The following is a 26,654-nucleotide window of genomic DNA, read 5'->3' as shown; positions in this document are numbered from 1 at the left end:
AACAGTTTAATTTATATTAAAATCTTCCTATTTCCATTGAAATGCAAACTTTGGTGAAAGTCCATGGTAGTCTTTGAAAACAAACGATTTCATAAAAAAGCCAACTCAATGATGTTTGACTTGGCTACTCTTTCTTTTCTTAGAATTTTAATGCTATTACTTTTTCTTTTTGGACTTTTTCTTTTCAAGCGATTCTATTCTACTTGTCAGCGCGTTGATCGTTATTTCTTGCGATTGAATCGTCGTTTGCTGCGCAGAAATTACTTTTTCCAAAGCTTCAATGACGGCATTCGTTTGGTCGAGATCATCAATCTTTGATGGAAGGGTCAGCGCCTGGTGGTCTGCTCCATTTAAATTTCCTCTAAACATTCCCCCTGCGCCATTCAACAACCATTCGGGATCGATATCTGAATGGGAAGCTAAAATACTAGCCACAGCATCTGACCCTAACGCAGAAGTTTTTTGTACTCCCTTAAAATTAGCATAAGACAAACCTAGGTCTTTAAAAAAATCGATTTTAGAAATACCTTTTACCTCCGCGATGTGAAGCACACGTTCTTTAATGTTGGTCATTTTGTTGCGAATTTAGTATATAGGATAAAATTAAGACTTATTCTTTAATTTAAACAGATGTCTCATACATCTAACAAAAACTTAACACTAAATAACAAAATAATTAGTAGGGGAAGCGGACTATTTATGACCCTTCGTTATTTTTTGTACAAATATCCTACAAAAGAAGACAGCGTAATAGGAGACTAAAAATTATAACATTACAAAAACATTGAGTTAACATTTTTATCAAAAGCTAATCAATGATGGTGTTTTATTATTGAAGCGATAACCAATTCCCAACATCAGATAGTTGGGGTCTCTGAAATCTTTAACGTTGTACCCAATATGGAGGAAGAGATCTCTGCTCATCTTTGTTTTTAGGGCTAAGCTCTGATATGTACCAGCAAAATCTCCACCTTTGTGCAAAACATTCGTTCCTATCCCCATACTGATCGTAAAGATCGGCATCGTGAAATCAGCACGAGCAGACAGGCCAAGCGCCAATTGTTGATTCCAATTTGGTTTAATAAAAGGCTGCTCGGTTCCGATAATATAATCTTCTGTATAGACATTCCCGCTTCCGTCGTATAGGCCATCCAAGGATATTCCGGTTCGGAATCTATAATTCAGGTTATACATGGGTGCAAAATATGCGCCCAGCACGGGATATTTATCAGGGGATGCCACCTGTGTGTTTCCGAATTCGATTCCTTTTCTGCGCCAAGATCCAAAGACGACAAAATCATAGCTGAAGTGGCGCGGGAAAGTCGGAATTTTTACTACTTGTTCCTCTTTCGATGTTTCTGACTTATCATTGGAAAGACTGTACATCAATCCTAGTTTTGCGCCAACCATGTTCAAACCAGCGTTTGGATATTCGGTATTGCCGTTTGAAAAATGGGTAAGTTCCGCTCCAGTGGTTAGGTAATAACGCTCCGCAACTTGCCATTTCAAAAAAAGCCCCAAATTGATATATGCATTCAATTTCGATCCGATGATCATGTTACCGGGGTTGTTGATGGGATCATAGGGTCGCCATCCTGTCGACAAACCAAAGTTCCATTCGTAATTCAGAGATGCGAATTCGCTAAGCTTAGACAGTTCGGCAGTTTGGAACAGGTAGGTCGAAATAGGTGTCCCCAATTCTTTATGATTGCCAAAGTCGAATACAGCGATGCCTACCCCCTGCTGTGTTTTGGAGAAAACCTGTTTCCCGAGACTACCTTTCGGCAAAGCGAAGGAATATTTCAGATGTCCAGAAACGGCTCTCTTGCTGAGCTGTTCATTGGCGATATCACTTCTATAAAATGGCGAGGTCGGAAAAACATAAGAAGGGCGAATTTCTGCAGTGAAATGATGCGAGAAATTTGATATCGAGACTTTAGCAGTATCAATTCGATATTTTTCTTCGTGCTGTTGTGCATTTAGTACGAAACCATATAATAAATAGAGACTAATTAACAGAAAGCGTACGCTATTTTGAGTCGTATAGATTAAGTATTGGTCGCAACTACGCATTAATGTATTCAAGAAAGTTTGCTATCTCTTGCTAGTCAATAAAATTAACAAAAACATGTATGAATTTCAAATTAGAATAAAAGGAAATTGATAGTTGGCTGCTTTTAGTCATTCACAACCTAAAGCTTTTTCTAACCCCAATCATAACCCTTCGGAAAGGGGTTTGATTGGGGTTAGCATTGGGTTTGTATTGGGTTTGAAAGGGAAGTGAGTCAATAGATGTTAGATTTAAGACATTAGAGTGTTGTCTATGAACCAAGAAAGAAAGGATGTAAGGATGAGCAGGATCAGGTCTAATGTCTTATGCCTAATCTCTAGTGTCTACTATAAATACTAACTACTATTTCCGAAGTTCTTTAATGGTATACATAACAAGCTTATTCTGTAGGCTATCCGTGTTATTTTCATTCTTCAGTTTGGTTAGGGCAACTTCATAGACGTAGCCTTTTTCCAGGGGTTCCAGTTGCAGATTTAGTTGTTTTCGGCCTTTTGACCAATCTGCTTTGTTTATTTTAATATTTTTTATATCGATTTGTTCGGAGCCATACTTTTTATGGTAATGGTATCGATATCGGCGAACTTGAACGAGGCTATCGATGGGTTCATTTTCTGTATTTGCGACTTTGTCGGTAAAGTTCAATTCGAAGCCGTTCTTCTTGATTTTCATGTCCTTGACATCGAAAGGTGTCTTTCCGGTGAATCGAATTCTCTGTATGCCGCGATCGCCTAGCCATCCATGGTCGGCTTGTCCTACCCATAGGTCGCCGTTAGGTGAAAATACTAACCTGTTGTTTCCTTTTCGGAGCCCCTCTCCCTGAATGAACACAGTTGCGGCTCCCTGCATAACACCGTTTACTTCTTCGAGCATTACTCGGACCAAACGCTCACTACTCATCTCGCCGATGATAAACTGTCCGTCGAATGCTTTCAGATTTTTATTGTCTTTGATCAGAATCGGTTGGGTTGGCGAATTTGCAAGCAGGTCGTGCGGGAAGATCACTGTAGGCTTTTCGCGCATTTTATCTAAGGTATCAACAGGCAAATCGAATGGGTTGCCCCTGTTCCAGCCTTTTGTCCACACGATACTGGCGGGATGTCCGTAGTGTTTTCCTTCCTCGACATGATATAGTGGGCTAGTTCCGACCCAGTCGCCTTGATTTTCGGTGACATAAAGTCTATCCTTGGCGTCTAATGCGATTCCATTTGGTGAACGAAAACCCGATGCGAAAGGGGTTATTTTAAAGTTTTTATCAATTTTCATTACCCAGCCACGATAGGGCACAACGGAAAACATGGCGTTTCCCTCTCTCATTTTTCCGATCATGAGGGTATCGCCTCTTAGTTCATCAGACATCCCTCCACCCGAAGAGGAAGAATTGAGCGCTATATAGAGATTTCCGTTTCTATCTTGTACAGGTCCATAGCTGAATTCATGGTAATTCCCCGTCATACCAAATCCATCGTATATCGTTTCAAATAGGTCTGCCTCCCCATCATTATCGGTATCCTTAACTCGCGTCAGCTCCGGGAGTTGCATGACTAGCATTTCTTTATCGCTGATCGCTTTGATACCTAGGGGCTCATGCAATCCGCTCGCAAAAAGTTTCCATTCCTTGGTTTCAGGATTGTAAATCATGATTTCACCACGCATAAAGGTCGCAACTATTCGACCGTCGGGCAAGGCGTCTAATGCAGCGACTTCTGCCGTCAAGCCTTCAGGAGTCGCAATAGAATCGATATAGAATGCATTTTTCTCGTCCGATTGATGATCGGAACATGCTAGCGCGAAACCTGTGCAAGCTAAAAGTATATAGAATAATGATTTCATTTAGTCTTCTATTTTGTATTCCAGGGTAAATTCTTTGGCCTCCGCAGAACTAAGCTTTAAGGTTGTATTTTGAAGGGGAGCTCCTTTGTACCAGGTTTTCATTCCGGTCGATAAGGTATGTTGGAAGGTTAAATCCGCATTCACATCTGGTATTCTAAATGTGCGTATTATGCCTTTTCTGTCTCCGGTTTCTTTAATCGTTTCAAAAATATCCATCTTGTCGATTTGATAATGGAACTCCAGGTATTTGTCTTTCAAGATCTTATAACCCTTAAACTGCCTTTTGTTAGGGCTATTTGCTGATGCTATCGCTATCGATGGGAGATTTGCCTGTTTGTAGAAGATATCGCCTAATATTTTTGCTTTAGCATCTTTATGTCCTTTCCAGATGGCTGTATTGTCGAGAAATTCGCCTTGCCAAATGTATCGCAGGTCGCAAACAGCGGCATCCCAGCAATAAGAAATTTGCCCGGGCAGATGTACCGCAACGGCCGCCGGACTAGCTCCTTCCATATATATCCTGTAGTGATATGGCGCCTTCGGTTCGTAAGGATGGTTCTTTTTATGATGATGCTGATGTTCGGACTGCTTACTTAATTCGGGTAAATGGGGATCTTTTGCTAATTCGGGCATCTTCCCTGATTTGTTGACATATATCGCTCCATACATCACATGTCCATGACCGGGGAAGGTACATACATAAGGATAAACGCCCTCTACGCTTGGCGCAGTGAAAGCGAGTTTCTCCTTTTGACCGGCATGAAGAATCTTGGTATGCCAAAGGATGTCCTTGCTATCCGGTACATATGATTTTGCCATTCCCTGCGCTCCTAGTTTGCCAGCCAGTTCGACGATTTTTTCTCTTGTTCCGGGATTTATTATCAGCAAGTTATGGTCCATATCGTCGGTATTCTCGAATTCAATAACGACTTTCTGTCCAGGTTGAACATGGAACCTTGGCACATCGAAGCGTAGCCCCGGCAGCACGGACATTTTCACCGTCTTGGCTGCAGGAGTATCTTCCTTAATCAAAGCATTATTGCTCGTTAAAAAGAGAAGCAAGATGCTTAGCATACTTAAAAAAACAGGTTTTGTATACATGGTTAGGTTTAGAGAATGTTGCTTTCGATCCCTACGTGATCTGCAGCAGCTTTTGATAATGTGCCGAAGTAGTCATAATACCCCCAATTTTTTCGAAAAAATCTTCATTTAAATGAAACGTTCCGTTCTCTACCTTTGTCCAGCTTGCATTGGGGAAGGGATGTCGTTGTTTCATTGCTTCCCATGCTAGGTAGTTCATATCGCCGTTGGTTTCCATTAATCCCATATTAACGATCGGGAAAGGCGATAGGCTTGCTGCGATGATTTTGTTCCATTCCATCAGGACAGGATTTACAGTCAGATCGGAACAGAGGCAGGGGATGTTATTTTCATGTGCTATTTTCGCAATTTTTACGGTTAAGCTAAGGGTTTTGGCAATTCCTTTTAGAATGAATGCTTTATAGCCGAGTTCTATCTTTTTATAAGCATCTGCCTCGCTATGAATGCTTTCATCTGCCCCTATTAGCACCGGCAGATCATCTACTCTTTCTTGATTTTCTTCCACAAATGGCTCTTCGTAAAGCAAAATACGATCGAAGGCACCAATTTCTTTTGCATAATCTAGGTAGCTTGACAAATCTGCTTTCCGCTCATAACGACCGTTTGCATCCATGGTGTAATAAATGGATTTTTTATTGCTTTGATTATTTAGTCTACTGTTTATGCAGTCGTGAATTTCTTTCAATCGAGCTTTGTCTTGCTTTAACATCACTTGTTGAGCGCCCGGGCTGCCTGTTTTTATCTTAAAGACGAAATATCCTTGATCCACCGCAGCAGCAATATCTTCAAGTGGCATATTGTAGGATATTTGAAACATGACGGCTACCTGTTTGTTCTTGTTTTGAAATGCGGACCGATAAGTCTCTGGGATCATCTGCTGGAAACTTTCTACTTTATTTTTTTTGCCATACAGCATCCACAAGGCATTATCTACCGAAACAAGGGCATTGTAAATGAAGTTGACATGTAGATTGTCGCGCTTTGTTATTTTTTTACCTTCCTGCTCCAAGTAGGGAACAAGCTGCTCAATCGCATCCATTGGCGTATTAAACTCTTTATTTTCCAGCCATTTTAATGCAGTTTTACTGACCTCGAGCATCCAAGAATTGCCGGTGGTTTCATCCGTAGACGCAAAAGTATCGGCATCACCGTATAGGACGCTCTGAGTTCCCAGGCCTATCCCATAATTGCCAGATGGGTCCTTAACATATGCAACCGCCTGCCATAGTTCGGTGAGGAATGCGCCTTTGAATCCGAAGGGGAATCGAAGCTTTTCTTTTTCCACGGCGTATCCCGTATGGATAACCTTTAATTGATTAAGCATTGTTTTCTGCAGATTAGTTGATGCCTTTAAAGCGTTTGCTTGGGTTGCTGCTAAAATTAAGCTACAATTTCCAATAAACTGTCGTCTGTTCATAAAATATAATTCGCCTCTCTGTATCCCGTTTACGTTCACGGCACCACATTTTACATGAAGAAGTATATTTTTATAAAATTTGATATTCTTCAGGTTTTGCGGATGGTTAATTGATACTAAGCTAAATGTATAAATCGTAAAAACCAAGAATAAGGGAGGAAAAGGACTAAAATTTTGGGGGAAGGTATAAAAAACCGAGAGAAAAATTGTACATTTACGTGTAGAAAGGAGTAAAATTACAATCATGAAAGCAAAAACAACATTTCCAGTCAGTAGAGGAGCGAAAGTTGTTAGCCGCTCCAGGTTAGAACAAACCCAATTTTCACCATCATGGGTGGTGCAACACGTCAATGATGCGCCCGGATATAAGCTAGAACTGATTGACCGCATCCGTATCGGCGTCACCAAATTAGAGTGGAAAGAATTGATCAACAGCATCGGCGAGAACGAGAAAGAATTTGAGCATGTATTACCAAGCTCAATCAGCAGTATGCAGAAGAAACCTCGCTATGATAAAGAGACTTCGGAGCGTATTTACGAGATTTCCAGGCTTTTTGGCCTGGGTTATCAAGTCTTTGACAGCCCTGATTTGTTCAGAGAATGGCTCTGGACGCCATCTAAAGCCTTGGGCGGCAAAAAGCCATTCGACTTATTAGATAGCAGTTTTGGTTTTGAGTTGGTCGAGAATGAGATCATCAGGATTCAACACAACGTATATAGCTAATGGTTGTTTTTCGGGTTGCCAATTTAAAGTTCAAAGAATCTACATTGAGTGGTATTGGTGCTGAGAAAGTTGGAGGTCGTTGGAATCAGGTCGGAACGCGGGCAGTCTACTGCTCAGAGAATATTTCGTTAGCCTTATTGGAATACTATGTGCATTCGGAGAACATCGCATTACTCCCCAAACAAATATTAGTAGCGAAGATCGAATTCCCTGATGATTTTATCGTTGAAGAACTATCGGAGTTGCCGGCGCGTTGGAATCAATATCCGTATTCGTCCAAGACTGCCGGAGTTTTTACGAAGCTGGCAACAAATAGAGATTTCTTTGCATTGAAGGTTCCATCGACAATCGTTCCGATGGAGCATAATTATATTCTAAATCCACTTTACAAAGAGTTTGGCAAGGTTGAGATCGTAGAATTTATCGATCTGGAGGTAGACAGCCGGCTGAAAGAAGATAAAAGATAATTTCTATTCCGGGAAATGATTATCACATTCATATTCCCGGAATAGAAATATTTATTTACTAATACTTTGTGTGCCGAGATACTTTACATCGACACGACGATTCTTAGCTCTCCCCTCAGCGTTGTCTTGTCCGTTCGCTAGGGTGTTTTCCGCAATAGGATCCTTCTCTCCTCTTCCGAGGGCTATAATATCATTTTCGATACCATTATTTTTAAGCCAATCCTTTACTGCATTAGCTCTATCTAGAGAAAGTTTTTCGTTGTAAGCGTCGTTGCCTTTCGAATCGGTGTGACCTGTGATCTGCACTTTCTCATTTCCACTCTTCTTTATCTGGTCCGCCAATTTCGTTAGTTCTGCATCTGCTTCTGGTTTGAGCGTTGCATTATCAAAATCGAAAAGTTGATCTGCAGATAACGGTATATCAATATTTAAATTACTTTGATTGGCTGTCAAACTACTGCCTGTGCTTTCGAGTGGTGCATTTGAGGTAGTGACTTCTTCTCTGGTCGCCGTCAATGTGTCGACTTTAGAGGCTAATGCATCAGTTGAATTTTCTGTACTACTCGACGTCTTATCAGCATGACTCTTCTCGTTGGTTCCCGTGGAATTATAAGCATGCATCTTTTGACAAACGTGTCAGTCTAACACTCAACATGTTAAGACTAAAACTGTTATAAAAAATTTTTGGGTAGTACAACCAAATTTCCTTTGAAGTGTTCATCTGCTATACAATAGGTATTTACGAATAATATATTGACATGTTTAGAGACGGAGCACGCAAAAGTTTATGGCAATCGGAAGTAAAAAAGTATGAAGGATTCTTAGCAAGTGGCCACAGATACGACGTGGTAATCGTCGGCGCTGGAATAACAGGTATTTCAACGGCTTACCGGCTTCAAAATCAAGGGTTAAAATGCGTCATTTTGGAAGCCAGTAATATTGGTTTTGGTACTACCGGGGGCACCACGGCTCACCTAAATGACTTTTTCGACACGACTTTTGAGGAAACAATAAACAAGTTTGGGTTAGAGAATGCACGGCTACTTGCTGAGGCGGGAAAAGAAGCTATGCAAATTTTTACGTCGAACGTCATGAAGAATACCATTGACTGTGATTTTGAGCATAAAGATGCAGTGCTGTTTGCAACAAGTGAGGAACAGGTTGAGGAATTAGACAAAATCTTCGAAGGCGCTCAAAAGGTTGGTTATCAGATGGCATATACAGATAGTATCGAATACCCCATGGGGTTCCAAAAGGCATTGTTGATTCCTCGACAAGCACAATTTCATCCACTTAAATATATCAAAGCCTTAGCCGAGGCTTTTACAAATGCCGGAGGTACCATTATTGATAACTGTATTTACGAATCCCATGACGAGAGCGACCAGGAAGTTCTCATTCATACGAGTCAGGGGACCGTTCGCGGTGGACATGCTGTGTTTGCAACCCATACTCCCCCTGGAGTTAACCTTTTACACTTTACCACTGCACCATATCGCAGCTATGCAATTGCCTTTACTCTAAACAGTGAAGACTATCCGAACACCTTAGGCTATGACCTTTGCAATCCCTATCATTATTATAGGACTCATATTATCCAGGGAAAGAAAATGATTATTGCGGGAGGAGAGGACCACAAAACAGGACATAGCGAAGATGAGGGTGCATGCTTTGCGCGCTTGGAGAATCACTGTCGAAACTACTTCGATATTAATCAAATTCAGTACGCGTGGTCGAGTCAGTACTTCGAGCCTGCAGATGGACTCCCCTCGATTGGCGTTTTACCATCGAGCCAGGGTCGTCTTTTCGTGGCCACAGGTTTCAGAGGCAACGGGATGACGTTTGGAACCTTGTCTTCGACCATCCTTACCGATTTGATTTTGCAACGCCCTAATCGTTTTGCTAAACTTTTCGATCCGAAGCGATTTAAACCGACTGCCGGCTTCAAGAGTTTCTTGAAGGAAAATGCTACTGTGCTGAAGGATATGATCGGCGATAAGATTAATATGGAGAGAATCAATTCGCTATTGGATATAGAACCTGGAAAGGCGAAAGTTGTTCGATACGGAGGACAGGCTTACGCTGTTTATTCGGAAAGCAATGGCCAACGGCATGTTTTAAAAAGCACATGTCCACACGCCAAGTGTGAAGTACGATGGAATAACGCAGAATTATCTTGGGATTGCCCCTGTCACGGCTCTCGGTTTAACGTGAATGGCAAAATGCTAAATGGTCCTTCAACCCAAGGACTGGAGCGCTTAGAATAGCGAAAGGTAAAACTGCAGCGCGAACTTTAGTGCTGGCTAAGCGTCCTGGTCATCAAAGCTTGCAAACATGGGGGAAGGATATCAGTTCCGGTGAGACTGCTTCCTCAATAACGAAACCGTCTGCAACTGGAGATAGGAGATTGGTTTGGTTTCTTCGTTATTGGCTATACGAGCGCAGCTTGACATGGATAGGAAGCAGAAAGCGAAGATCCAGGGTATAATTAATCGCACTCTCGATTTGAAAGCGGCAAACAATTGTGCATCAGCATATTCACTTACTAAGGTCATTATGAAAAGCTTAAGTTCTTTCTATAGCTTGTCTACACAAGACAATCAAATATGGCAAAACTATCCTTATAAACAAGAAACTAACAGGACATTAAAAATCTAGCGGTCAGATGCTAGAGAATTAGAGGTGGGGAATAACATGAGTCGGGAAACTGGAAACGTTTTCCAATTTTGTTCAAGGAGTGATTGGTTTAAGAAGAAAGAAAATGCTGGTTGAGTTAAGTCGAAACATACCGTTTCCGCGTAACTAAACCAGCATACCGATATTTTATTGTACTCGCATTTAACTATTGATCATATTTGCCATCCACACATTTTGATCCTCGAAGGTCGACACCTCATCATTGTCTTCTTCTTCATAGAGGCTTTCGACAATTTCTTCCGCATATTTAAGATTAAACAAATCGGCAAGATGCATGATGCTGTCCACGTCTAATTCCAATTCATACCAGAAAACTACTTCATATAGAAATACGCCATCCCAATTTAAGATGATTGGATCTTCGATATCCTCTTCTAATCCGTAGACAATAAACCCCTTCTGCTCCGTATCATACGCGATGATATCATAATTTCTTAGCTCTGTATGGGCTTAAACCGATCCGCACGATAGGTCATCTGCTCCTCCGCAGCTAAATCTAGAATGCTTAGCGGTTTTGAATAGTAGTCACCTATTTCCTCCTCGAATACATCATCAGAAACATTCTCGTCATAGATATCTATCACAATCTTAGGAAGTCCCAGTTTATGAATTAAAGCTTTTAATTCGTTTTCAGTTAGTTCATTAGCAGCAGCCATAGTTTCTATCTTTTATGATTTCACGGAATTAATGGATGCAAAATCGGTTAATTCAATTCCGCTTATGATTTAACAACGTAAATCGGCGAAATGTTTCGATCTGCTTTCTCTCCTTTTTGGTTGCTACGCAGAAATGGAGATTTCCCTATTAATCATGCGTATAAAACATTTAAATATTTATCACTATCGTTTGATGCTATCGAGGAAACCTTATGCTGACAGGTATTAGAGCCGAGTGACGATGTAGAAGATATTGTTCATATTGAAGCCGCTACAGAATACGTTTTAGCATTTTGCTCGTTAGCTTTTATTGTTGGATAGATAATCTTTACCTGTTCACCTTGTACTGCTGGACGGCAGGTCATCTCAATAAAACCTCGGCTATTGGTTTCCTGTTACTTGGACTTGGTGCCCCAGTACTATTCACGGATCCGACACGAAGGTTTTGAAATGATTCACGGATTTTTAAGGATAAAATTGAGAACAGGGTAGATTAATGATTTTCGGAATAACCATTTACAAATTTTACCTTTCCCTATTAACATACTGAGTGGCCACCCAGCATGTATAATTGTGTTAAATATCAGTTAGTTGTGTTTTAAAATTAACTTAAAGAAAACATAGAATGTTCTATATTTTTTGACATTTCCATTGCAAATTAAACGCGAACAAGTTTCATTAGTGGTTCAAATGAATATAAAGCTGGTCTTCGACCTGATGCTTCTTCCATTATTTCTATAAGATTGTTTTCAGCTAAAGTTCTAGTAAAACGCTGTGCCGTTGCAGGAGGAATACCACTTTTTGATGTAAAATTATTATTTCTAAATATTGGGTTAGTGAATATATAATCTAAAGCTATTATACAATATTTCGAAGATAGCAAATTTGAAAAAACAGTTTTCATATTTTCATACAACTCAGATATTGATTCTGCTATTTCAAGATTTCTATTTGCTTGCTCTTCTATTCCTTTAAAAAAGAATTTACACCAATCTTCCCAATTCCCTTTTAACGAAACTGATCTCATGGTGTCAATGTATTCATCTTTATTTTCCTCAAAATACTCACTTATATAAAAATGAGGAGCAGAAATGAGTCCATTAGACCATAAAAACAACGTAATTAGCATTCGTCCGATTCTGCCATTACCATCCTTGAAAGGATGAAGAGCCTCGAATTCCAAGTGCATTAATGCTGTTTTAATCAATGGTAAATCATTGGAATTATTTAGATAGTCAAACAACTTTTCCAACCCTTCTTCTAATCTTTCTGGAGAAACAGGTGTAAATAGTATCTTCTGCTTTCCCTTATCAGCTAAATAATTCTGCTCTGACTTAAATTGTCCAGGAGATTTATTTGCACCTCTACCAAAAGACAATAATTGTTGGTGAATTTTTTTTATAGTGCTTGATGATATCTTATAACCATCTTCCAATGCCTTTTGTGCATTAATTAATGATCTCTGATATAATAACGTTTCCAATACATCTCCTCTATAAGAATTAATACTATTTGGATCGTTAATTTCGTCAGCTTGGTATTTTAAAATCTCATCCATTGTACTCACTGTACCTTCCATACGAGAAGAAATTACGGCTTCTTGATTTCTCAATGGCGCTAACAAAATCTCGCTATTATGCATATTCTTTAAAACTTGATCATATCTTGCTAATGCTGCTGTCGCTCCTAACAATTCATTAATAAAAATATTTAAATCAATTTTTTGTGGTGGAAACTTATCATAATGATATGAAACTGATTCGTCGAAATTAATAGGCTTCATTTGTACAATTATTAATATCAAATATACAAATCAAAATCAATTGTCAATCATTTTTGGTTAATTTTGATTATCTAATAGGTTTGATGTGCATAAATTTATGCTAAACAGGTTTGTTAATCAATTTTGTTATTTTTTGATTATCTAAAATGTTTGATGTACATAAATTTATATTAAATAGATTTGTTAATCATTTTTTAAGTTTTTTGACTACCTAACGAGTTTGATGTGTATAAATTTATAACAAATAGGTTTGTCAATCAATTTATGTGTTTTTTTGATTACCTAACAAACTGAGTTTAATAAATTAAAATTAAGTCTGTCTGCTAAATAACCGTACATTTGCTTCTTAACAAACTGAGCGGGCACCCATGATCTACTTCCATATTCCTTTTTGCAAGCAAGCTTGTTACTACTGCGATTTCCACTTTAGTACTTCCATGCAATACAAAGACGAAATGCTGCAGGCTATGCATAAGGAATTGAGCATACGTTCCAACTACCTCGAAAACAAAACCATCAACTCCATTTACTTCGGCGGAGGCACCCCTTCCACACTAACAGCCGACGAGATCGAACGCCTGATTGGAAAAGTTGCCGAGCATTACGAAATAGCACCCGATGCGGAAATCACCTTGGAAGCAAATCCTGACGACCTGGATAAAAACAAAGTCAATGCCTTAAGGCAAACCGACGTCAACCGCTTTTCCATTGGCATCCAATCCTTTTATGAGGAAGATTTGCGATGGATGAATAGAGCACACAATGCTGAAGAGGCGAAATCTGCGATCATGCGCGTTCAGGACGCAGGCTTCGAAAACATCACCTGCGATTTGATCTATGGATACCCGCTATTGACCGATCAGAAGTGGAAAGCCAACATGCAGCAGCTCATTGATTTTCAGATACCGCATATCTCCTCATATGCGATGACCGTGGAAAAGAAAACTGCACTTGACCATTTGATAAAGAAAGGAAAAACGGCGCCTATCAACGAAGCGCAGAGTGCAGAGCAGATGCTTATGCTGATTTCCCACTTAACAGATAACGGCTACGAGCAGTATGAAATATCGAATTTCGCGAAGCCCGGCAAACATGCCATTCATAACAGCAATTATTGGAAGGGAAAACACTATCTCGGCATTGGCCCATCTGCGCATTCCTTCAATGGCGTATCGCGCTCATGGAATATCGCCAATAATGCATTGTACACCAAACAGCTTTTCCAAAACGAATTGGCATTAGAAACCGAAAAGCTAAGCCTAGACGATCGATTCAATGAATACGTCATGACCTCCCTCCGCACAAAATGGGGAGTGGATTTCGAATACCTCAAAAACAACTTTGATAGCGACTACCTCTCCTACCTTAAAAAAGAAGCCGACATCTATCTGAAACAGGAAGATTTACTGCTGAAAGACGAGCAATATCTCGTTTTAACCGCCTCAGGAAAGCTAATTGCAGATCAAATAGCTTCCGATTTATTTATAGTTTCTTAATTCCAGAGTTTAATATTTTGCTTTATGTTAACAATAACATGAAATCATTAGCAAATAAAATCCATTAACTAGCATTTATTAGCAATTCACTAATTTTTAAAAACCCCTCTGATTACCAGCATTATAATTCATATTTTTGCGCCAAAATAATCTATTATAATCGATATGGTACAATCTTCTACTTTTGAGAACCAAATCAAAAGTTACAAAGTCAAGCAGAACGCTTGCGTAAAGCTTATTCAAGTAGTAAGCGACCTATGGTTCAATCAATCTATTGAGCTGGTCTTATTCCGCAATCAACTGATTGATCGTCGCGTAAGTTTCATTCTTAATTTACATCAAAAGACAAAAGAGTTGGCAGAGAAAGAAATCAGTATAGAGGAAACTCTTCAGATTGCTGAGATTATACAAAGCTTAGAGCTAACGCCTTCTCGTATTGATATTGGTAAATTAGCATTAGAGGTGCGCAAGCAGCATGTTCAACTCGAAGATTTAGAGGCTTTCCTTTCCAAGGAACTAGCTCCTGCACATCAGCACCAAACCTTCGAACCAAGAGACGTTGTTCTTTATGGATTTGGTAGAATTGGCCGCTTGTTGGCGAGAGAATTGATCAGCAAAGCTGCTGCCGGTCGTCAATTACGTTTACGGGCCATTGTCACCAGAGATCAGTTGGATGAAAAAACACTAGAAAAAAGAGCTAGCTTATTACGCCAAGATTCTATCCACGGAGACTTTGAAGGCCAGGTAGATATTGATGTAGAAAAAGGTGCATTGATCATTAATGGCGTACCTGTTTATATCATCTCTTCGAAAAATCCTGAAGATATTGATTATACACAATACGATATCAATAACGCCCTTGTCATCGACAATACGGGTGCTTTTAGAGATCAACAAGAACTTAGTCGCCATTTAACTTCTAATGGCGCTACGCAAGTCTTATTGACAGCTCCAGGCAAAGGCGTTCCAAATATCGTTTACGGCGTAAATGAATATGATGCAGATAATAAAAAGGATAATATATTCTCTGCTGCTTCGTGTACCACCAATGCAATTTCACCGGTTCTGGCAGTACTAGAGAAACGTATCGGAATTGTAAAAGGCCATATCGAAACCATCCACTCGTATACCAACGACCAGAACCTAGTCGACAACTTCCACAAAAAGTCTAGACGAGGACGTGCAGCGGCATTAAATATGGTTATCACAGAAACTGGCGCTGGAAGCGCCGTTGCGAAAGTATTACCGGTTCTAGCCGGAAAACTAACATCAAATGCTATCCGTGTTCCTGTTCCTAATGGCTCCCTAGCCATCTTAAATCTAGAGTTAAAGTCCATCACTACGGTAGAGGAGATAAACGGTCTATTGAAAAAAGCAGCCTTAGAAGGCAATCTAGTAGAACAAATTCAATACGCCAACAACGCTGAGCTCGTATCATCTGATATCGTCGGCACCACTGCCGCATCCGTAGTTGATGCGCCAGCAACCATCGTATCAGCAGACGGCAAAAACGTCGTAATCTACGTTTGGTATGATAATGAATACGGCTATACGCACCAAGTAATGCGCCTAGCAAGACATATAGCAGGCGTTAGAAGATATACTTATTATTAAGATTCTCTTGTACGGTCGCAAAAGTGCATTGTCTAGGCATAGAGCAAGTCTTCTGACTCAAGAGAACGGCGAGAAATTTGATATGAAAATTTAATTAACTACGGACAGCTATACAAAATAGCATGGATAAAATTTGGTTCGGCAGCTAGCGCAGCTTTAACTTTATCCATGCTTTTAAGATCCGTTTTCACCTATCAGTTTCTCGGTTTCCAAATATTTCATAATAATCTGCGTAGCCCCTGAACGCGTATGCACATATTTCTTCGCTGATTCACCCGCCAATTTCAGCTTCTCAGGGTCTTGTAATGTAGCAAATATGTGCTCCAATTCTTCCTTGCTGCAGATCGGGAAACCAGCTCCCAATTCAACCAGGTCCATGGCTTCCTTAAACTTCTCGTATTTAGGACCAAAAATAACCGGCATGCCATAGGTCGCCCCTTCTAGCGTGTTATGAATTCCTGCGCCAAAACCACCACCTATATAAGCGATATCCCCATAATAATAAAGCGAAGACAACATCCCGATATTATCAATGATCAACACCTGTTCTCGAGCAATTTCTTCAGCGGCATAAGTGCCGAATTTCGAGAAACGTAGGGCCGACGGGAAGAGTTTTATTAGCTGTGCAATATGCTCATCATGAATTTCATGGGGAGCAATAAGCGCTTTCCAATCCGGATACCTCGACAACAAGTCCTTGATCAGCTCCTCATCCGCTGGCCAAGTACTTCCGCCAACCAATACGCGCTTATCGCCGACAAATTCTTTGGCCTGTTCAATTGCTTTATGCGTCTTTGGTAGCTCCACGACCCGATCAAAACGCGTGTCGCCGGCCAACCCTGCTTTGGTAATCCCAATCCACTTCAGCATATGCACGCTTTCCATATTCTGGGTAAAGAAAAAGGAAACTTTCTTCAGTATCCTACGGTAAAAGCCACCATGACGCTTAAAGAACAACTGCTCTTCACGGAAGATCGCTGAAATCATCAACAATCGAATCCCCCGTTTCTCAAGCGCATCAAAGTAATGATACCAATATTCGTATTTCGTGAAAATCGCCAACTTCGGATTGATAGTGTCTAAAAACTTGCGCGCATTTGCCGCGGTATCCTCCGGTAAATAGAATACATAATCCGCCAAAGCCGTGTTTTTACGGATCTCATAGCCCGAGGGCGAGAAAAAAGTTACAATTATTTTCTCTTCAGGATAGCGCTGCTTAATCTGCTCCATGACGGAGCGCCCCTGTTCAAATTCGCCTAGGGAAGCGAAGTGAAACCAGATGTGTTTTTGATTTGAATCAACCGTTTGACTGATCTGCTTCAATAGCCCCTTACGACCCCCAACCCATAGCCTCGCTTTTGCATGAAAAGGAGCAATCAGCCGAAGTAATGTGCCGTACAGAAATATGCCCAGATCGTAAAGTAAACGCATAATGTTAAAAGTAATGTTTATCTTCGTCAAAGATATTAAACCTTTTCAAATTCACTATTGTGCAAAGGGAGAAGCCCAAACGAATATTAATTACGGGTGCAGCAGGATTCTTAGGTTCGCACCTCTGTGACCGCTTTATTAAAGAGGAATTTCAGGTCATCGGGATGGATAATCTAATTACCGGAGATATTAAAAATATCGAACACCTATTCCACCTCCCTAACTTCGAATTTTATCATCACGACGTTAGCAAATTCGTTCACGTGCCGGGCGAACTGCACTATATTTTACATTTCGCATCGCCTGCTAGTCCAATCGATTACCTTAAAATACCCATTCAGACGTTAAAGGTCGGATCATTAGGCACGCACAACTTACTCGGACTGGCCAAGAGCAAAAAAGCGCGCATATTAGTCGCCTCTACCTCGGAAGTGTATGGGGACCCTTTGATTTCACCACAATCAGAAGAATATTGGGGTAATGTAAACCCCGTAGGCCCTCGGGGTGTTTACGATGAAGCCAAACGTTTCCAAGAGGCCATGACGATGGCCTATCACAATGCGCATTCCTTAGAAACAAGGATAGCGCGCATTTTTAACACTTTTGGGCCTCGGATGCGCCTACACGACGGCAGAGCACTGCCCACATTTATCTCTCAAGCCCTTCAGAACAAAGATTTGACCGTCTTTGGCACCGGTATGCAAACTCGCTCCTTCTGTTATGTTACAGACCAAACCGAAGGCATCTGCAAGCTACTCTTTAGCGATTACCCCCTACCCGTCAACATTGGAAATCCCGATGAAATGACGCTGCTAGATATGGCAAAGGAGATTATCGAACTCACGCATAGTTCTTCCAAGATTGTTTTTGAAGAGCTGCCAATCGACGATCCAAAACAAAGGAGACCCGATATTCGGAAAGCCAAGGACCTGCTAAACTGGGAACCCAAGGTTGGTCGAGGCGAAGGTCTAGAGAAAACAATAGCCTATTACAAGACATTATTTAACGAGCAATAGTATAAACTTAGCACATTATATAGCATATGAGTAAAATATTAGTAACCGGAGGAACAGGATTCATTGGATCACACACGGTAGTAGAATTGCACAATGCAGGTTATACACCTGTACTAATCGACAATCTATCAAATTCAAACATTAAGATTTTAGATCAAATCGAGAAAATTATCGGAGTGAAACCAGAGTTTCACCAATTCGACCTGTGCGATACGGCTAAAGTAAATGAATTTGTCGCTTCGAATCCGGATATCAAAGGAATCATCCATTTTGCAGCGTCTAAAGCAGTGGGCGAATCGGTGCAAGATCCTTTGAAATATTACCACAACAACTTCTATTCGTTAATCAACTTATTAGAGGCTTATCGTCAAAAACCTATCAACTTTGTATTCTCTTCGAGCTGTACAGTTTACGGAGAGCCGGATGTATTACCAGTAAACGAAGCGGCGCCGGTAAAACGCGCAACTTCCCCTTATGGCAACACCAAACAAATCGCTGAAGAAATCTTACAAGAATCGGCTAGCGCATACGACAATTACCAAGTAATCGCTCTTCGTTACTTCAACCCGGTTGGAGCACATGAAACAGCGTTGATCGGCGAATTACCAATTGGAGTACCTCAGAATTTATTGCCATTCATTACGCAGACTGCCATCGGAAAACGTGAAAAACTAACCGTATTCGGAGATGACTATGAAACACCTGACGGATCCGCCGTACGCGACTATATCCACGTTGTGGATTTAGCAAAAGCACACGTAGCAGCAATCAAACTATTGGAAAAAGGTAATCCAAATGGCAACTACGATGTCTTCAATGTGGGTACTGGAAATGGATATTCGGTATTGGAAGCCATCGGCGCTTTTGAAAAAGCATCAGGTCAAAAGCTGAACTATGTAATCGGTCCACGTCGTGAAGGAGATATCATTAAAGTATGGGGCGATGTTACCAAATCTACCAATGAACTAGGCTGGAAGGCCGAACTGGGTATCGAAGAAATGATGGCTTCAGCTTGGGCATGGGAGAAATATCTAAGCGAAAATCCCATATCCTAGCTCGGTAGGAGTTAGCACATAGTATGTAGACCTGTAGCTGGCTACTTATGGATACAAAAAAGGCTAGGACGTTCTTTCTAGCCCTTTTTGTATTTTCTAATTTTCGGGAAGGAGGGCAAGCTCGATTTCTCATCGAGTCAGCTTCGACGTAACCCAATAAAAATCCCTTTCAAACCCAATGTCTAACCCAAGTAAGACCACTCCGAAAGGATTATCCATTGGGTACGATTAGAGTTATAAAATTGGTTGAGTTATTCGAGACAGGAACAACCTGAACGGAAAAAGGCTTCCCCTTCGGAAAGCCTCTTTAAAAAAATCTAAAAATTACGCTTATTTCTTTTGATCGAAGTCCTTTACTTCTTGGTATATCTTCGGGTTGAATTTGAACTGAGGCGTCATCCAATACAACAAAATAATCCTGGAATACCGGTTGTTGAACGGAGCGAATATTAATGTTGCCGCTAGCGCTACGATAACGTATAACCAAGGGCTTTCCATATTTCCGGTAATTAGGTATGTTGCCACACAGGATGCTACCAGCTCAGCTACGCTCATGGCATAGCTGATGTACATCGCTACGTAGAAATAACCAGGCTCCTTTTCAAATTTCAAATCGCAGGCAGGACATTTTACATTCATTTTTGCCGATTTAAAGCTCAATAAGGGGCCCTTAAACATATTGCCCGTTCGGCATCGAGGGCATTTGCCGTCGATCGCGCTTTTTATTTCTGAGGGAATTTGATAGTTCGTATTCATTTTTGCATTTACTTCCATTGTGATTTCCTAAATTCTTCGGGTGTCATCCCTGCTACCTTTTTAAAAAATTTGGTGAAATAGGAGTTGTCGCTAAACTGTAACTCGTAGGCCACCTGTGATATAGTCCAGTCAGGCAAAATTAGTAAGCGTTTTGCCTCTAGATGTATTCTGTTTCGAATAACCTCGCCAGCTTGCAAGCCTAAATACTCCTTACAAACACCGTTGAGGTGATTGGGTGTGACAAATAATAACTCGGCGTATGCTTTCGGCAGGTGCAAGTCTTTATAGCGCTTATCGACCAGCGCAATAAAGTTCTTGATCAGCATCATCTGATAGTCCATCGTTTTCGTAGGAAAACTAGGCATGTAATCCTGCTCGAGTTTAAGCAAAATATAGAGCAAAAGAGACTTCTTTAAATCGTCTTCCGCAGGACTGTTCTTCAGACCGACCAACTGATCAAATAAAGGTACGACTTGTTTTAAGGTTTCCTCCGTCAATGAAAAAACGGAGTCGTTCAGTGTCGAGAATATCGACAAGTTTTCGATATAATCCGGTCGGAGCAACAGGGATTTAAAATAGTCGATATCGAAATTGATGATATAGCCCTGCATATTTCCTTCGAACATCCAGGAATGTACCTGCCCTGGCCCCATGCAGTAGACCTGTCCTACAGAAACGGGATAAGTTTTAAAGTCGATCTCGTGCGAACCCGATCCTTCCAGGAAAAGTACCAAATGGTAAAAATTATGCCTATGCGGAAATACCAGATTTCTATTGTTCAGCAAATACACGTCTAAACGATCCGCAAGAAGGTGCCTATCCTCCTTGTAGGAAACTGTACATTGCTCTATAACAGGTATCTTTGCCATACAACACAAAGGTAGGCAATAACTACCATCAAATATGGTAATAAAACATTTCTTAATGGTGTTTTTTACCTATTTCATAAAAATGCGCAACAATTAGTACCATAATGGTTTCCTCTATATAAACGATTCAGACTTGCGAAATACTTTGCGTAGGTCTATCATATTCGCGTAATAATGGAAGTACAATTGTGGGATTGGCTTATATTATTTTACTTTCGCGTTCAAATAGTCAGCAAAATGAAAATAATACACGCCTTTTGGTTCTTATTAATAGGGATTCTGCTAATGAGCGGTTGTGAAATGTTTGATGTTCACCCCTATGACGGTGACATTAAAGGTAAAAGGGATATTAATATCAGCAATATCCAACGCATTGAAGAAGAGATGCGAGATAAGGATACCATTCGCTACGCGCTAATCAGCGATTCGCAGCGCTGGTATGATGAGCTTGATGATTTTGTCGATTTTGCGAACAACAGAGATGATTTAGATTTTATCGTACATACCGGCGACTTAACCGATTTTGGTGTTACGAAGGAGTTTTTATTACAACGCGATATATTGGAAGGTCTCCACAGGCCCTATGTGGCATTGATCGGTAACCACGATGTTCTTGCAAACGGTGATGATATCTTTCGTATTGTGTTCGGCCCGTTGAATTTCAGCTTTATTGCAGGGCGTACTAAGTTTGTATGTTTAAATACGAATGCTTTGGAGTCGGATTATTCCAACCCCATCCCTGACTTTTCCTTTATCCAAGCCCAGCGAGATGCTGACAAAGATAAGTTTGACCAAACGGTTTTTGTTATGCATGCGAAACCAACTTCGGAGCAGTTCAACAACAATGTAAAGGATGTATTTCAATACAGTATTAACCTATTCCCGAACTTACTTTATGCAAATCATGGGCATGACCACCGCTATCAGAATGAAGACATCTTCAATGATGGCATTTACTACTACGGCACGCCGAACATAGGAAAACGCCAATTTCTACTTTTCACGATCACCAAGAACAGCTATACGCATGAAACCATCTCTTTTTAACGCTAAGTTTTTTACGCTCATTTTCCTTTTGTTGTTCTTGTCCGGCTTCGCCTCTGCCTACGTGAAGGATACGGTATATCTTGATACCACGGCGCTCGTAGAAAAGAAAACGCGTCAGCTAAAAAAGGCCTCATTTACCTTAGTTCCTTCCAATTTTGTTACTCAATTTGCCGGATCGATCGGTTTGATATCGGTTGGAGCAGGTTGGGATTACGGTCGCAAAGACCAGTGGGGTACCGAATTTATGGCCGGTATTGTTCCTCGTTATGATACCGATCGCGCGAAGGTTACCCTAACCCTTCGACAAACTTACACGCCGTGGAGCATCTCGCTCAACGAACGTTTCGCTTACCAGCCCCTGCGTACTGGATTATACATCAATACCATGATTGGCGATCAATTTTGGTTTGATGCTCCTGAGAAATATCCGAGCAATTATTATACTTTTTCGACAAAACTTCGTTTCAACGCATTTATAGGGCAGGGAATTGAATATAAAATTCCCTCATTCAGCTCCTATTTCGAAGGCATAAAATTCTTTTATGATATTCATACCAACGACCTGATGCTGATCAGCAGAATTCAAAACAGCTATCTGAAAGCACAAGATTACTTGGGATTATCCCTGGGATTAAAACTTCAGATTAGAAGGCGTTAAAAATATTCTGTATTTTTAAAAATGTCATTATACAAAGATCAAACCCTGAAGGAAGCCGTCCTCAATCTTCCGCAAAAAGAGAAGGACAAATTGTTGATTCGACTGATCAACAAGGATAAGATGCTGGTCAAACAGCTGCATTATGAGCTTCTGGAGGATGAATTGGATCTGGAAGACCGCATCACTGATCTGAAAAATAGGCTAGATCGCCATTTTGAGCTAGCGCAAACTTCCATCAAGAACCTGCCGATGTATAGTAATTACAAACAACTGCATGCTTATTTACGTCAAGCCTCCGGTCTGGTGAATGAGCATGAGAAAATTACTAAGGATAAATTTAGTGTCGTCGAGTGCAGGATGATTATCCTGGAAGATGCATTCGATCTCTTCCCCCGTCTTTTCGAGCCATCAGCATTAGCGCCTGCATTGAAACTGCAGAAATACGTGCAGGGACGCATCAAGAATGCGATGACTTCCTTTGACAAACTGCATGAGGATCTGCAATTTGACTTACAAGATCAAATGACCCGCGTGATAGACTTCGCCCACGACCACAGCCTGTAGTATCAATAGCAAAACATAAATTTTTGTAACTTTGCAAAAATATTCTCACACGTGAACATCCAAGACCTTTTAGAAAAATACAGTCAATCCGAACAAGTTCATTCCATTAAGGAAAATATACAAGCACGAAATCCGAAGATTCAGCTAAAAGGGCTTATTGGTTCGTCCGATGCCATGCTGGCTGCAGCCTTGTATGCGGAAGAAAAAAGGATGAACGTCTTTGTTCTCCCTAATCACGAGGATGCCTCCTTCTTTTTGAGCGACTTGGAAAGCCTGTTTGATAAGCAAATCTTATTTTTCCCGGCTTCCTACAAGAAAGCTTTCGATATCAGCATTATCGATAGCGCGCATGTTTTGCAACGTGCGGAGACGTTAAGCTCCTTGAACCATAATTCGGAATTACCACGTATCGTAGTGACTTATCCCGAAGCGATCTCCGAGAAGGTGATCAACAAGCAGGACTTGGAAAAGAACACGCTGGAGATTACGCAGAATATTAAGCTCAGCATTGATTTCATCAATGAGTTCCTCTATGAGTACGATTTCGAACGTGTAGATTTCGTCTATGAACCAGGGCAGTTTGCCATTCGCGGTGGAATCGTCGATATCTTCTCGTTCTCCAATGACCTCCCATATCGTATTGAGTTTTTTGGTGATGAGATTGAAAGTATCCGGACCTTTGATATCGAATCTCAACTTTCGGTCAGCAAAATACATACAGTTACCATCGTCCCGAACGTTCAGGCTAAGTTTCTATCTGCCAACCATATTTCTTTGTTGGAATACATCGACAAGAACGCCATTATATGGGCAAAGGATGTGCAGTATAGCTTAGACATTATTAAAGAAGGCTATAATCGTGCTTCTAAATTCTGGAAGGCGCTTTCTGAACAAGATATTCAACGCAATCCAGACTGGATCGACCCACGTTTTACCTTTACCGATGAGAAGAATTTTGCAGCCATGCTGTTCGAATTCCCGGTCATCGAATTTGGAAAGCAGTTTTACTATAAAGCAGATCATACGATCAGCTTCGATATACATCCGCAGCCATCTTTCAATAAGGATTTCAATTTATTGATTCATAATTTCCATGAAAATGAGAAGAATGCAATCAAGAACCTGATCTTCTCTGATTCGACCAAACAAATCGAGCGTATCTATGCCATCTTAGACGATTTAGACAAGACCACTAGCTTTACGCCGGTTTACAAGGCTTTGCGCGAAGGATTCCGTGATGATGAGCAGAAGTTGGCATGCTATACCGATCATCAAATCTTTGATCGCTATTATAAATATAAGCGTCGCAAGGGCTATGAGCGTTCGCAAGCGATTACCTTAAAAGAGCTGAGCGAACTGAAACCAGGCGATTATATTACCCATATCGACCATGGAGTCGGCAAATATGCAGGTTTGGAGAAGATTGATGTGAACGGCAAGACCCAAGAGATGATTCGCTTGATCTATGCCGACAATGACTTGCTCTACGTCAATATCAATTCCCTAAACCGTATTTCTAAGTATTCCGGCAAAGAAGGCACCGTTCCGAAGATGAATAAACTAGGGACCGATGCTTGGGAAAAACTGAAGAAAACAACGAAAAAGAAGGTTAAGGATATTGCCCGCGACCTGATACATTTATACGCCAAACGTAAGGCCCAAACCGGCAATGCGTTTAGCCCCGACACCTACCTGCAGCGCGAACTGGAGGCTTCCTTCATCTACGAGGATACGCCCGATCAGGAAAAGGCTACCAATGACGTGAAGAAGGATATGGAATCGCCACATCCGATGGACAGATTGGTTTGTGGTGATGTTGGTTTCGGCAAGACAGAGGTGGCGATACGTGCCGCGTTTAAAGCTGTTGCCGATAGTAAGCAGGTTGCAGTATTGGTTCCGACAACCATCCTTGCCCTGCAACATTACAGAACCTTCTCTGAGCGCTTGAAAGGATTGCCGGCTAACATTGACTACATCAACCGCTTTAAGTCTTCAAAACAGATTAAAGACAGCTTAAAACGCTTGCAGGAAGGCAAGATCGATATTATCATCGGTACCCATCGATTGGTAAGCAAAGATGTGAAGTTTAAAGATCTGGGGCTGATGATCATTGATGAGGAGCAGAAATTTGGTGTATCTGTGAAAGAGAAGCTGAAAGTGATGCGCGCCAATGTGGATTCATTGACTTTGACGGCGACTCCCATTCCTCGAACCTTGCACTTTTCACTAATGGGTGCTCGCGATTTGAGCATTATCTCTACGCCGCCACCAAACAGGCAGCCTGTACAAACGGAACTGCACGTTTTTAACGATGCATTGATCAAGGAAGCGGTAAGTTACGAGTTGGATCGTGGCGGACAGGTCTTCTTTATCCACAACCGTGTCGCTGATCTTCCGCAATTGGGCATGCTTATTTGTAAGCTGGTACCCGGGGCGAGAGTAGGCATAGCGCATGGACAGCTTGAGGGGGATGAACTCGAAGATGTGATGTTGAAGTTCATCAACCATGATTACGATGTACTGATTGCAACCACTATTATCGAAGCGGGTCTGGACATCCCGAATGCGAATACGATTATCATTAATCAAGCGCATATGTTCGGCTTGAGCGATCTGCACCAAATGCGCGGCCGCGTGGGCCGCTCCAACAAGAAAGCATTCTGTTATTTGTTGAGCCCGCCATTATCGACTTTGACGAACGAAGCCTACAAACGCCTTTCGGCAATTGAAGAGTTCTCGGAACTAGGATCGGGATTCAATGTGGCGATGCGCGATTTGGATATCCGCGGATCCGGTAATCTGTTGGGTGCGGAGCAATCTGGATTTATTGCAGAGATCGGTTTCGAGATGTACAATAAGATATTGGACGAAGCCGTACAGGAGCTGAAGGATGATGAGTTCGGCGAGCTCTTCGCAGACGACAAGGACAGAAAGTATGTGACTTTCACGCAGATAGATACTGATTTGGAAGTATTGATTCCGGATGAGTACGTGACGAATATCTCCGAGCGCTATAATCTGTATAATGATATTGCGAAGTTAAAAAATGAGACGGAGCTACAGGCATTTGAGCAGGAACTGGTCGATCGTTTCGGACCTATCCCTGCCCCTGTATTTGAGCTATTCAATACCTTAAGATTGCAATGGCTAGGTAAAGAGATCGGCTTAGAAAAGATTTCCTATAAGAAAGAAACATTGAAAGGATTCTTTGTCAGCAATACCAAGTCGAGCTATTATCAATCTGAGCAGTTTGGGAAGGTATTGGCATTTGTACAAAGACATGCCAGCATCAGCAACCTGAAAGAGGTAAAAGGGCAGCTCCGTATTGCTATCAGCAATGTGAACAGCATAGAATATGCGATCAGCTTGTTGTCTGAGATGAGGTAATTAGGGCTTTATAGC

The 26,654-nt window shown here is 41.1% G+C and carries 23 protein-coding genes; 11 read left to right on the top strand and 12 right to left on the bottom strand.

Annotation, left to right across the window (positions count from 1 at the left end; all coding sequences use genetic code 11):
* Positions 1-156 precede the first annotated feature (156 nt).
* From B2400_RS08435 to B2400_RS08415, 5 genes are all read right to left on the bottom strand, one after another.
* Complete coding sequence (locus B2400_RS08435) at positions 157-573, bottom strand: hypothetical protein (protein WP_293932584.1); 417 nt, start codon at positions 571-573, stop codon at positions 157-159.
* 228 nt (positions 574-801) lie between these two features.
* On the bottom strand, positions 802-2,085 hold the full coding sequence (locus B2400_RS08430; RefSeq protein WP_293932582.1) for an acyloxyacyl hydrolase: 1,284 nt from the start codon (positions 2,083-2,085) through the stop codon (positions 802-804).
* A 328-nt stretch (positions 2,086-2,413) separates the two neighbouring features.
* Positions 2,414-3,901, bottom strand: a complete 1,488-nt coding sequence (locus B2400_RS08425) for a PQQ-dependent sugar dehydrogenase (protein WP_293932580.1) — start codon at positions 3,899-3,901, stop codon at positions 2,414-2,416.
* Positions 3,902-4,975 carry a plastocyanin/azurin family copper-binding protein gene (locus B2400_RS08420; RefSeq protein WP_293932579.1) on the bottom strand — a complete coding sequence of 358 codons (1,074 nt, stop codon included), beginning with the start codon at positions 4,973-4,975 and terminating at the stop codon, positions 3,902-3,904.
* 58 nt (positions 4,976-5,033) lie between these two features.
* A complete protein-coding gene (locus tag B2400_RS08415; RefSeq protein WP_293932577.1) occupies positions 5,034-6,326 on the bottom strand; it encodes a mandelate racemase/muconate lactonizing enzyme family protein in 1,293 nt (430 codons plus the stop codon).
* Between the two features lie 337 nt (positions 6,327-6,663).
* Between B2400_RS08415 and B2400_RS08410 the strand changes: the two genes are divergently transcribed.
* The gene (locus B2400_RS08410) at positions 6,664-7,143 is read left to right on the top strand and encodes an antitoxin Xre/MbcA/ParS toxin-binding domain-containing protein (protein WP_286650145.1); all 480 of its coding nucleotides are present in this window, start codon (positions 6,664-6,666) and stop codon (positions 7,141-7,143) included.
* Positions 7,143-7,610 carry an RES family NAD+ phosphorylase gene (locus tag B2400_RS08405; protein WP_293932575.1) on the top strand — a complete coding sequence of 156 codons (468 nt, stop codon included), beginning with the start codon at positions 7,143-7,145 and terminating at the stop codon, positions 7,608-7,610. The genes B2400_RS08410 and B2400_RS08405 overlap by 1 nt, the downstream gene beginning before the upstream one ends.
* A 51-nt stretch (positions 7,611-7,661) precedes the next feature.
* Here B2400_RS08405 and B2400_RS08400 read toward each other — a convergent pair whose 3' ends face one another.
* Positions 7,662-8,231, bottom strand: coding sequence for an OmpA family protein (locus tag B2400_RS08400; RefSeq protein ID WP_293932573.1), 570 nt, complete (start codon positions 8,229-8,231; stop codon positions 7,662-7,664).
* Positions 8,232-8,368: 137 nt separating this feature from the next.
* Here B2400_RS08400 and B2400_RS08395 point away from each other — a divergent pair, with 137 nt between their 5' ends.
* Positions 8,369-9,877, top strand: a complete 1,509-nt coding sequence (locus tag B2400_RS08395) for an FAD-dependent oxidoreductase (RefSeq protein ID WP_293932571.1) — start codon at positions 8,369-8,371, stop codon at positions 9,875-9,877.
* Between the two features lie 571 nt (positions 9,878-10,448).
* Here the strand turns inward: B2400_RS08395 and B2400_RS08390 are convergent.
* The 3 genes from B2400_RS08390 to B2400_RS08380 all read right to left on the bottom strand — a co-directional run bounded on the left by B2400_RS08390 (position 10,449) and on the right by B2400_RS08380 (position 12,746).
* Positions 10,449-10,607 (bottom strand): hypothetical protein, encoded by a 159-nt coding sequence (locus B2400_RS08390; protein ID WP_293932569.1) that lies wholly within the window; start codon positions 10,605-10,607, stop codon positions 10,449-10,451.
* Between the two features lie 134 nt (positions 10,608-10,741).
* Positions 10,742-10,963 (bottom strand): hypothetical protein, encoded by a 222-nt coding sequence (locus B2400_RS08385; protein ID WP_293932568.1) that lies wholly within the window; start codon positions 10,961-10,963, stop codon positions 10,742-10,744.
* 658 nt (positions 10,964-11,621) lie between these two features.
* Positions 11,622-12,746, bottom strand: coding sequence for a Fic family protein (locus B2400_RS08380; protein ID WP_293932566.1), 1,125 nt, complete (start codon positions 12,744-12,746; stop codon positions 11,622-11,624).
* A gap of 368 nt (positions 12,747-13,114) precedes the next feature.
* On the opposite strand from B2400_RS08380, the gene hemW reads away from it, so the two are divergent.
* On the top strand, positions 13,115-14,242 hold the full coding sequence (gene hemW, locus B2400_RS08375) for a radical SAM family heme chaperone HemW (protein WP_293932564.1): 1,128 nt from the start codon (positions 13,115-13,117) through the stop codon (positions 14,240-14,242).
* A gap of 165 nt (positions 14,243-14,407) precedes the next feature.
* Entirely contained in the window at positions 14,408-15,856 is a 1,449-nt protein-coding gene (locus B2400_RS08370) for a glyceraldehyde-3-phosphate dehydrogenase (RefSeq protein WP_293932562.1), read from the top strand.
* A gap of 174 nt (positions 15,857-16,030) precedes the next feature.
* On the opposite strand, the gene B2400_RS08365 is transcribed toward B2400_RS08370, so the two are convergent.
* Positions 16,031-17,287, bottom strand: a complete 1,257-nt coding sequence (locus B2400_RS08365) for a 3-deoxy-D-manno-octulosonic acid transferase (RefSeq protein WP_293932560.1) — start codon at positions 17,285-17,287, stop codon at positions 16,031-16,033.
* A 59-nt stretch (positions 17,288-17,346) separates the two neighbouring features.
* On the opposite strand from B2400_RS08365, the gene B2400_RS08360 reads away from it, so the two are divergent.
* Complete coding sequence (locus B2400_RS08360) at positions 17,347-18,303, top strand: UDP-glucuronic acid decarboxylase family protein (protein ID WP_293932558.1); 957 nt, start codon at positions 17,347-17,349, stop codon at positions 18,301-18,303.
* A 26-nt stretch (positions 18,304-18,329) separates the two neighbouring features.
* Positions 18,330-19,358: a UDP-glucose 4-epimerase GalE gene (galE, locus tag B2400_RS08355; RefSeq protein ID WP_293932556.1), complete on the top strand. Its 1,029-nt coding sequence runs from the start codon at positions 18,330-18,332 to the stop codon at positions 19,356-19,358.
* A 330-nt stretch (positions 19,359-19,688) separates the two neighbouring features.
* On the opposite strand, the gene B2400_RS08350 is transcribed toward galE, so the two are convergent.
* Together B2400_RS08350 and B2400_RS08345 are read right to left on the bottom strand one after the other, a co-directional pair.
* Complete coding sequence (locus tag B2400_RS08350; RefSeq protein ID WP_246172401.1) at positions 19,689-20,132, bottom strand: DUF983 domain-containing protein; 444 nt, start codon at positions 20,130-20,132, stop codon at positions 19,689-19,691.
* The gene (locus B2400_RS08345; RefSeq protein ID WP_293932553.1) at positions 20,123-20,983 is read right to left on the bottom strand and encodes an AraC family transcriptional regulator; all 861 of its coding nucleotides are present in this window, start codon (positions 20,981-20,983) and stop codon (positions 20,123-20,125) included. The genes B2400_RS08350 and B2400_RS08345 overlap by 10 nt, the downstream gene beginning before the upstream one ends.
* Positions 20,984-21,220: 237 nt before the next feature.
* Between B2400_RS08345 and B2400_RS08340 the strand changes: the two genes are divergently transcribed.
* The 4 genes from B2400_RS08340 to mfd are packed head-to-tail and all read left to right on the top strand — an operon-like array spanning position 21,221 to position 26,639.
* Positions 21,221-22,030, top strand: coding sequence for a metallophosphoesterase family protein (locus tag B2400_RS08340; protein ID WP_293932551.1), 810 nt, complete (start codon positions 21,221-21,223; stop codon positions 22,028-22,030).
* Positions 22,011-22,688 (top strand): hypothetical protein, encoded by a 678-nt coding sequence (locus tag B2400_RS08335; protein WP_293932549.1) that lies wholly within the window; start codon positions 22,011-22,013, stop codon positions 22,686-22,688. The genes B2400_RS08340 and B2400_RS08335 overlap by 20 nt, the downstream gene beginning before the upstream one ends.
* Positions 22,689-22,709: 21 nt before the next feature.
* A complete protein-coding gene (locus B2400_RS08330) occupies positions 22,710-23,252 on the top strand; it encodes a hypothetical protein (RefSeq protein ID WP_293932547.1) in 543 nt (180 codons plus the stop codon).
* 51 nt (positions 23,253-23,303) lie between these two features.
* Positions 23,304-26,639, top strand: coding sequence for a transcription-repair coupling factor (gene mfd / locus B2400_RS08325; RefSeq protein ID WP_293932545.1), 3,336 nt, complete (start codon positions 23,304-23,306; stop codon positions 26,637-26,639).
* Positions 26,640-26,654: the final 15 nt, after the last annotated feature.

This window comes from Sphingobacterium sp. UBA6645 (assembly GCF_002455685.1).
Classification (GTDB): Bacteria; Bacteroidota; Bacteroidia; order Sphingobacteriales; family Sphingobacteriaceae; genus Sphingobacterium; species Sphingobacterium hotanense.
The sequence above is the reverse complement of the archived record's forward strand: the minus strand, read 5'-3'. Positions and strand labels throughout refer to the sequence as shown.

Excerpts from the sequence above, each read along its gene's own strand:
- B2400_RS08435 (WP_293932584.1), bottom strand. The coding sequence starts at position 573 with ATGACCAACATTAAAGAACGTGTGCTTCACATCGCGGAGGTAAAAGGT.
- B2400_RS08425 (WP_293932580.1), bottom strand. The coding sequence starts at position 3,901 with ATGAAATCATTATTCTATATACTTTTAGCTTGCACAGGTTTCGCGCTA.
- B2400_RS08420 (WP_293932579.1), bottom strand. The coding sequence starts at position 4,975 with ATGCTAAGCATCTTGCTTCTCTTTTTAACGAGCAATAATGCTTTGATT.
- B2400_RS08415 (WP_293932577.1), bottom strand. The coding sequence starts at position 6,326 with ATGCTTAATCAATTAAAGGTTATCCATACGGGATACGCCGTGGAAAAA.
- B2400_RS08410 (WP_286650145.1), top strand. The coding sequence starts at position 6,664 with ATGAAAGCAAAAACAACATTTCCAGTCAGTAGAGGAGCGAAAGTTGTT.
- B2400_RS08405 (WP_293932575.1), top strand. The coding sequence starts at position 7,143 with ATGGTTGTTTTTCGGGTTGCCAATTTAAAGTTCAAAGAATCTACATTG.
- B2400_RS08400 (WP_293932573.1), bottom strand. The coding sequence starts at position 8,231 with ATGCATGCTTATAATTCCACGGGAACCAACGAGAAGAGTCATGCTGAT.
- B2400_RS08395 (WP_293932571.1), top strand. The coding sequence starts at position 8,369 with ATGTTTAGAGACGGAGCACGCAAAAGTTTATGGCAATCGGAAGTAAAA.
- B2400_RS08385 (WP_293932568.1), bottom strand. The coding sequence starts at position 10,963 with ATGGCTGCTGCTAATGAACTAACTGAAAACGAATTAAAAGCTTTAATT.
- B2400_RS08380 (WP_293932566.1), bottom strand. The coding sequence starts at position 12,746 with ATGAAGCCTATTAATTTCGACGAATCAGTTTCATATCATTATGATAAG.
- hemW (WP_293932564.1), top strand. The coding sequence starts at position 13,115 with ATGATCTACTTCCATATTCCTTTTTGCAAGCAAGCTTGTTACTACTGC.
- B2400_RS08370 (WP_293932562.1), top strand. The coding sequence starts at position 14,408 with ATGGTACAATCTTCTACTTTTGAGAACCAAATCAAAAGTTACAAAGTC.
- B2400_RS08365 (WP_293932560.1), bottom strand. The coding sequence starts at position 17,287 with ATGCGTTTACTTTACGATCTGGGCATATTTCTGTACGGCACATTACTT.
- galE (WP_293932556.1), top strand. The coding sequence starts at position 18,330 with ATGAGTAAAATATTAGTAACCGGAGGAACAGGATTCATTGGATCACAC.
- B2400_RS08350 (WP_246172401.1), bottom strand. The coding sequence starts at position 20,132 with ATGGAAGTAAATGCAAAAATGAATACGAACTATCAAATTCCCTCAGAA.
- B2400_RS08345 (WP_293932553.1), bottom strand. The coding sequence starts at position 20,983 with ATGGCAAAGATACCTGTTATAGAGCAATGTACAGTTTCCTACAAGGAG.
- B2400_RS08340 (WP_293932551.1), top strand. The coding sequence starts at position 21,221 with ATGAAAATAATACACGCCTTTTGGTTCTTATTAATAGGGATTCTGCTA.
- B2400_RS08335 (WP_293932549.1), top strand. The coding sequence starts at position 22,011 with ATGAAACCATCTCTTTTTAACGCTAAGTTTTTTACGCTCATTTTCCTT.
- B2400_RS08330 (WP_293932547.1), top strand. The coding sequence starts at position 22,710 with ATGTCATTATACAAAGATCAAACCCTGAAGGAAGCCGTCCTCAATCTT.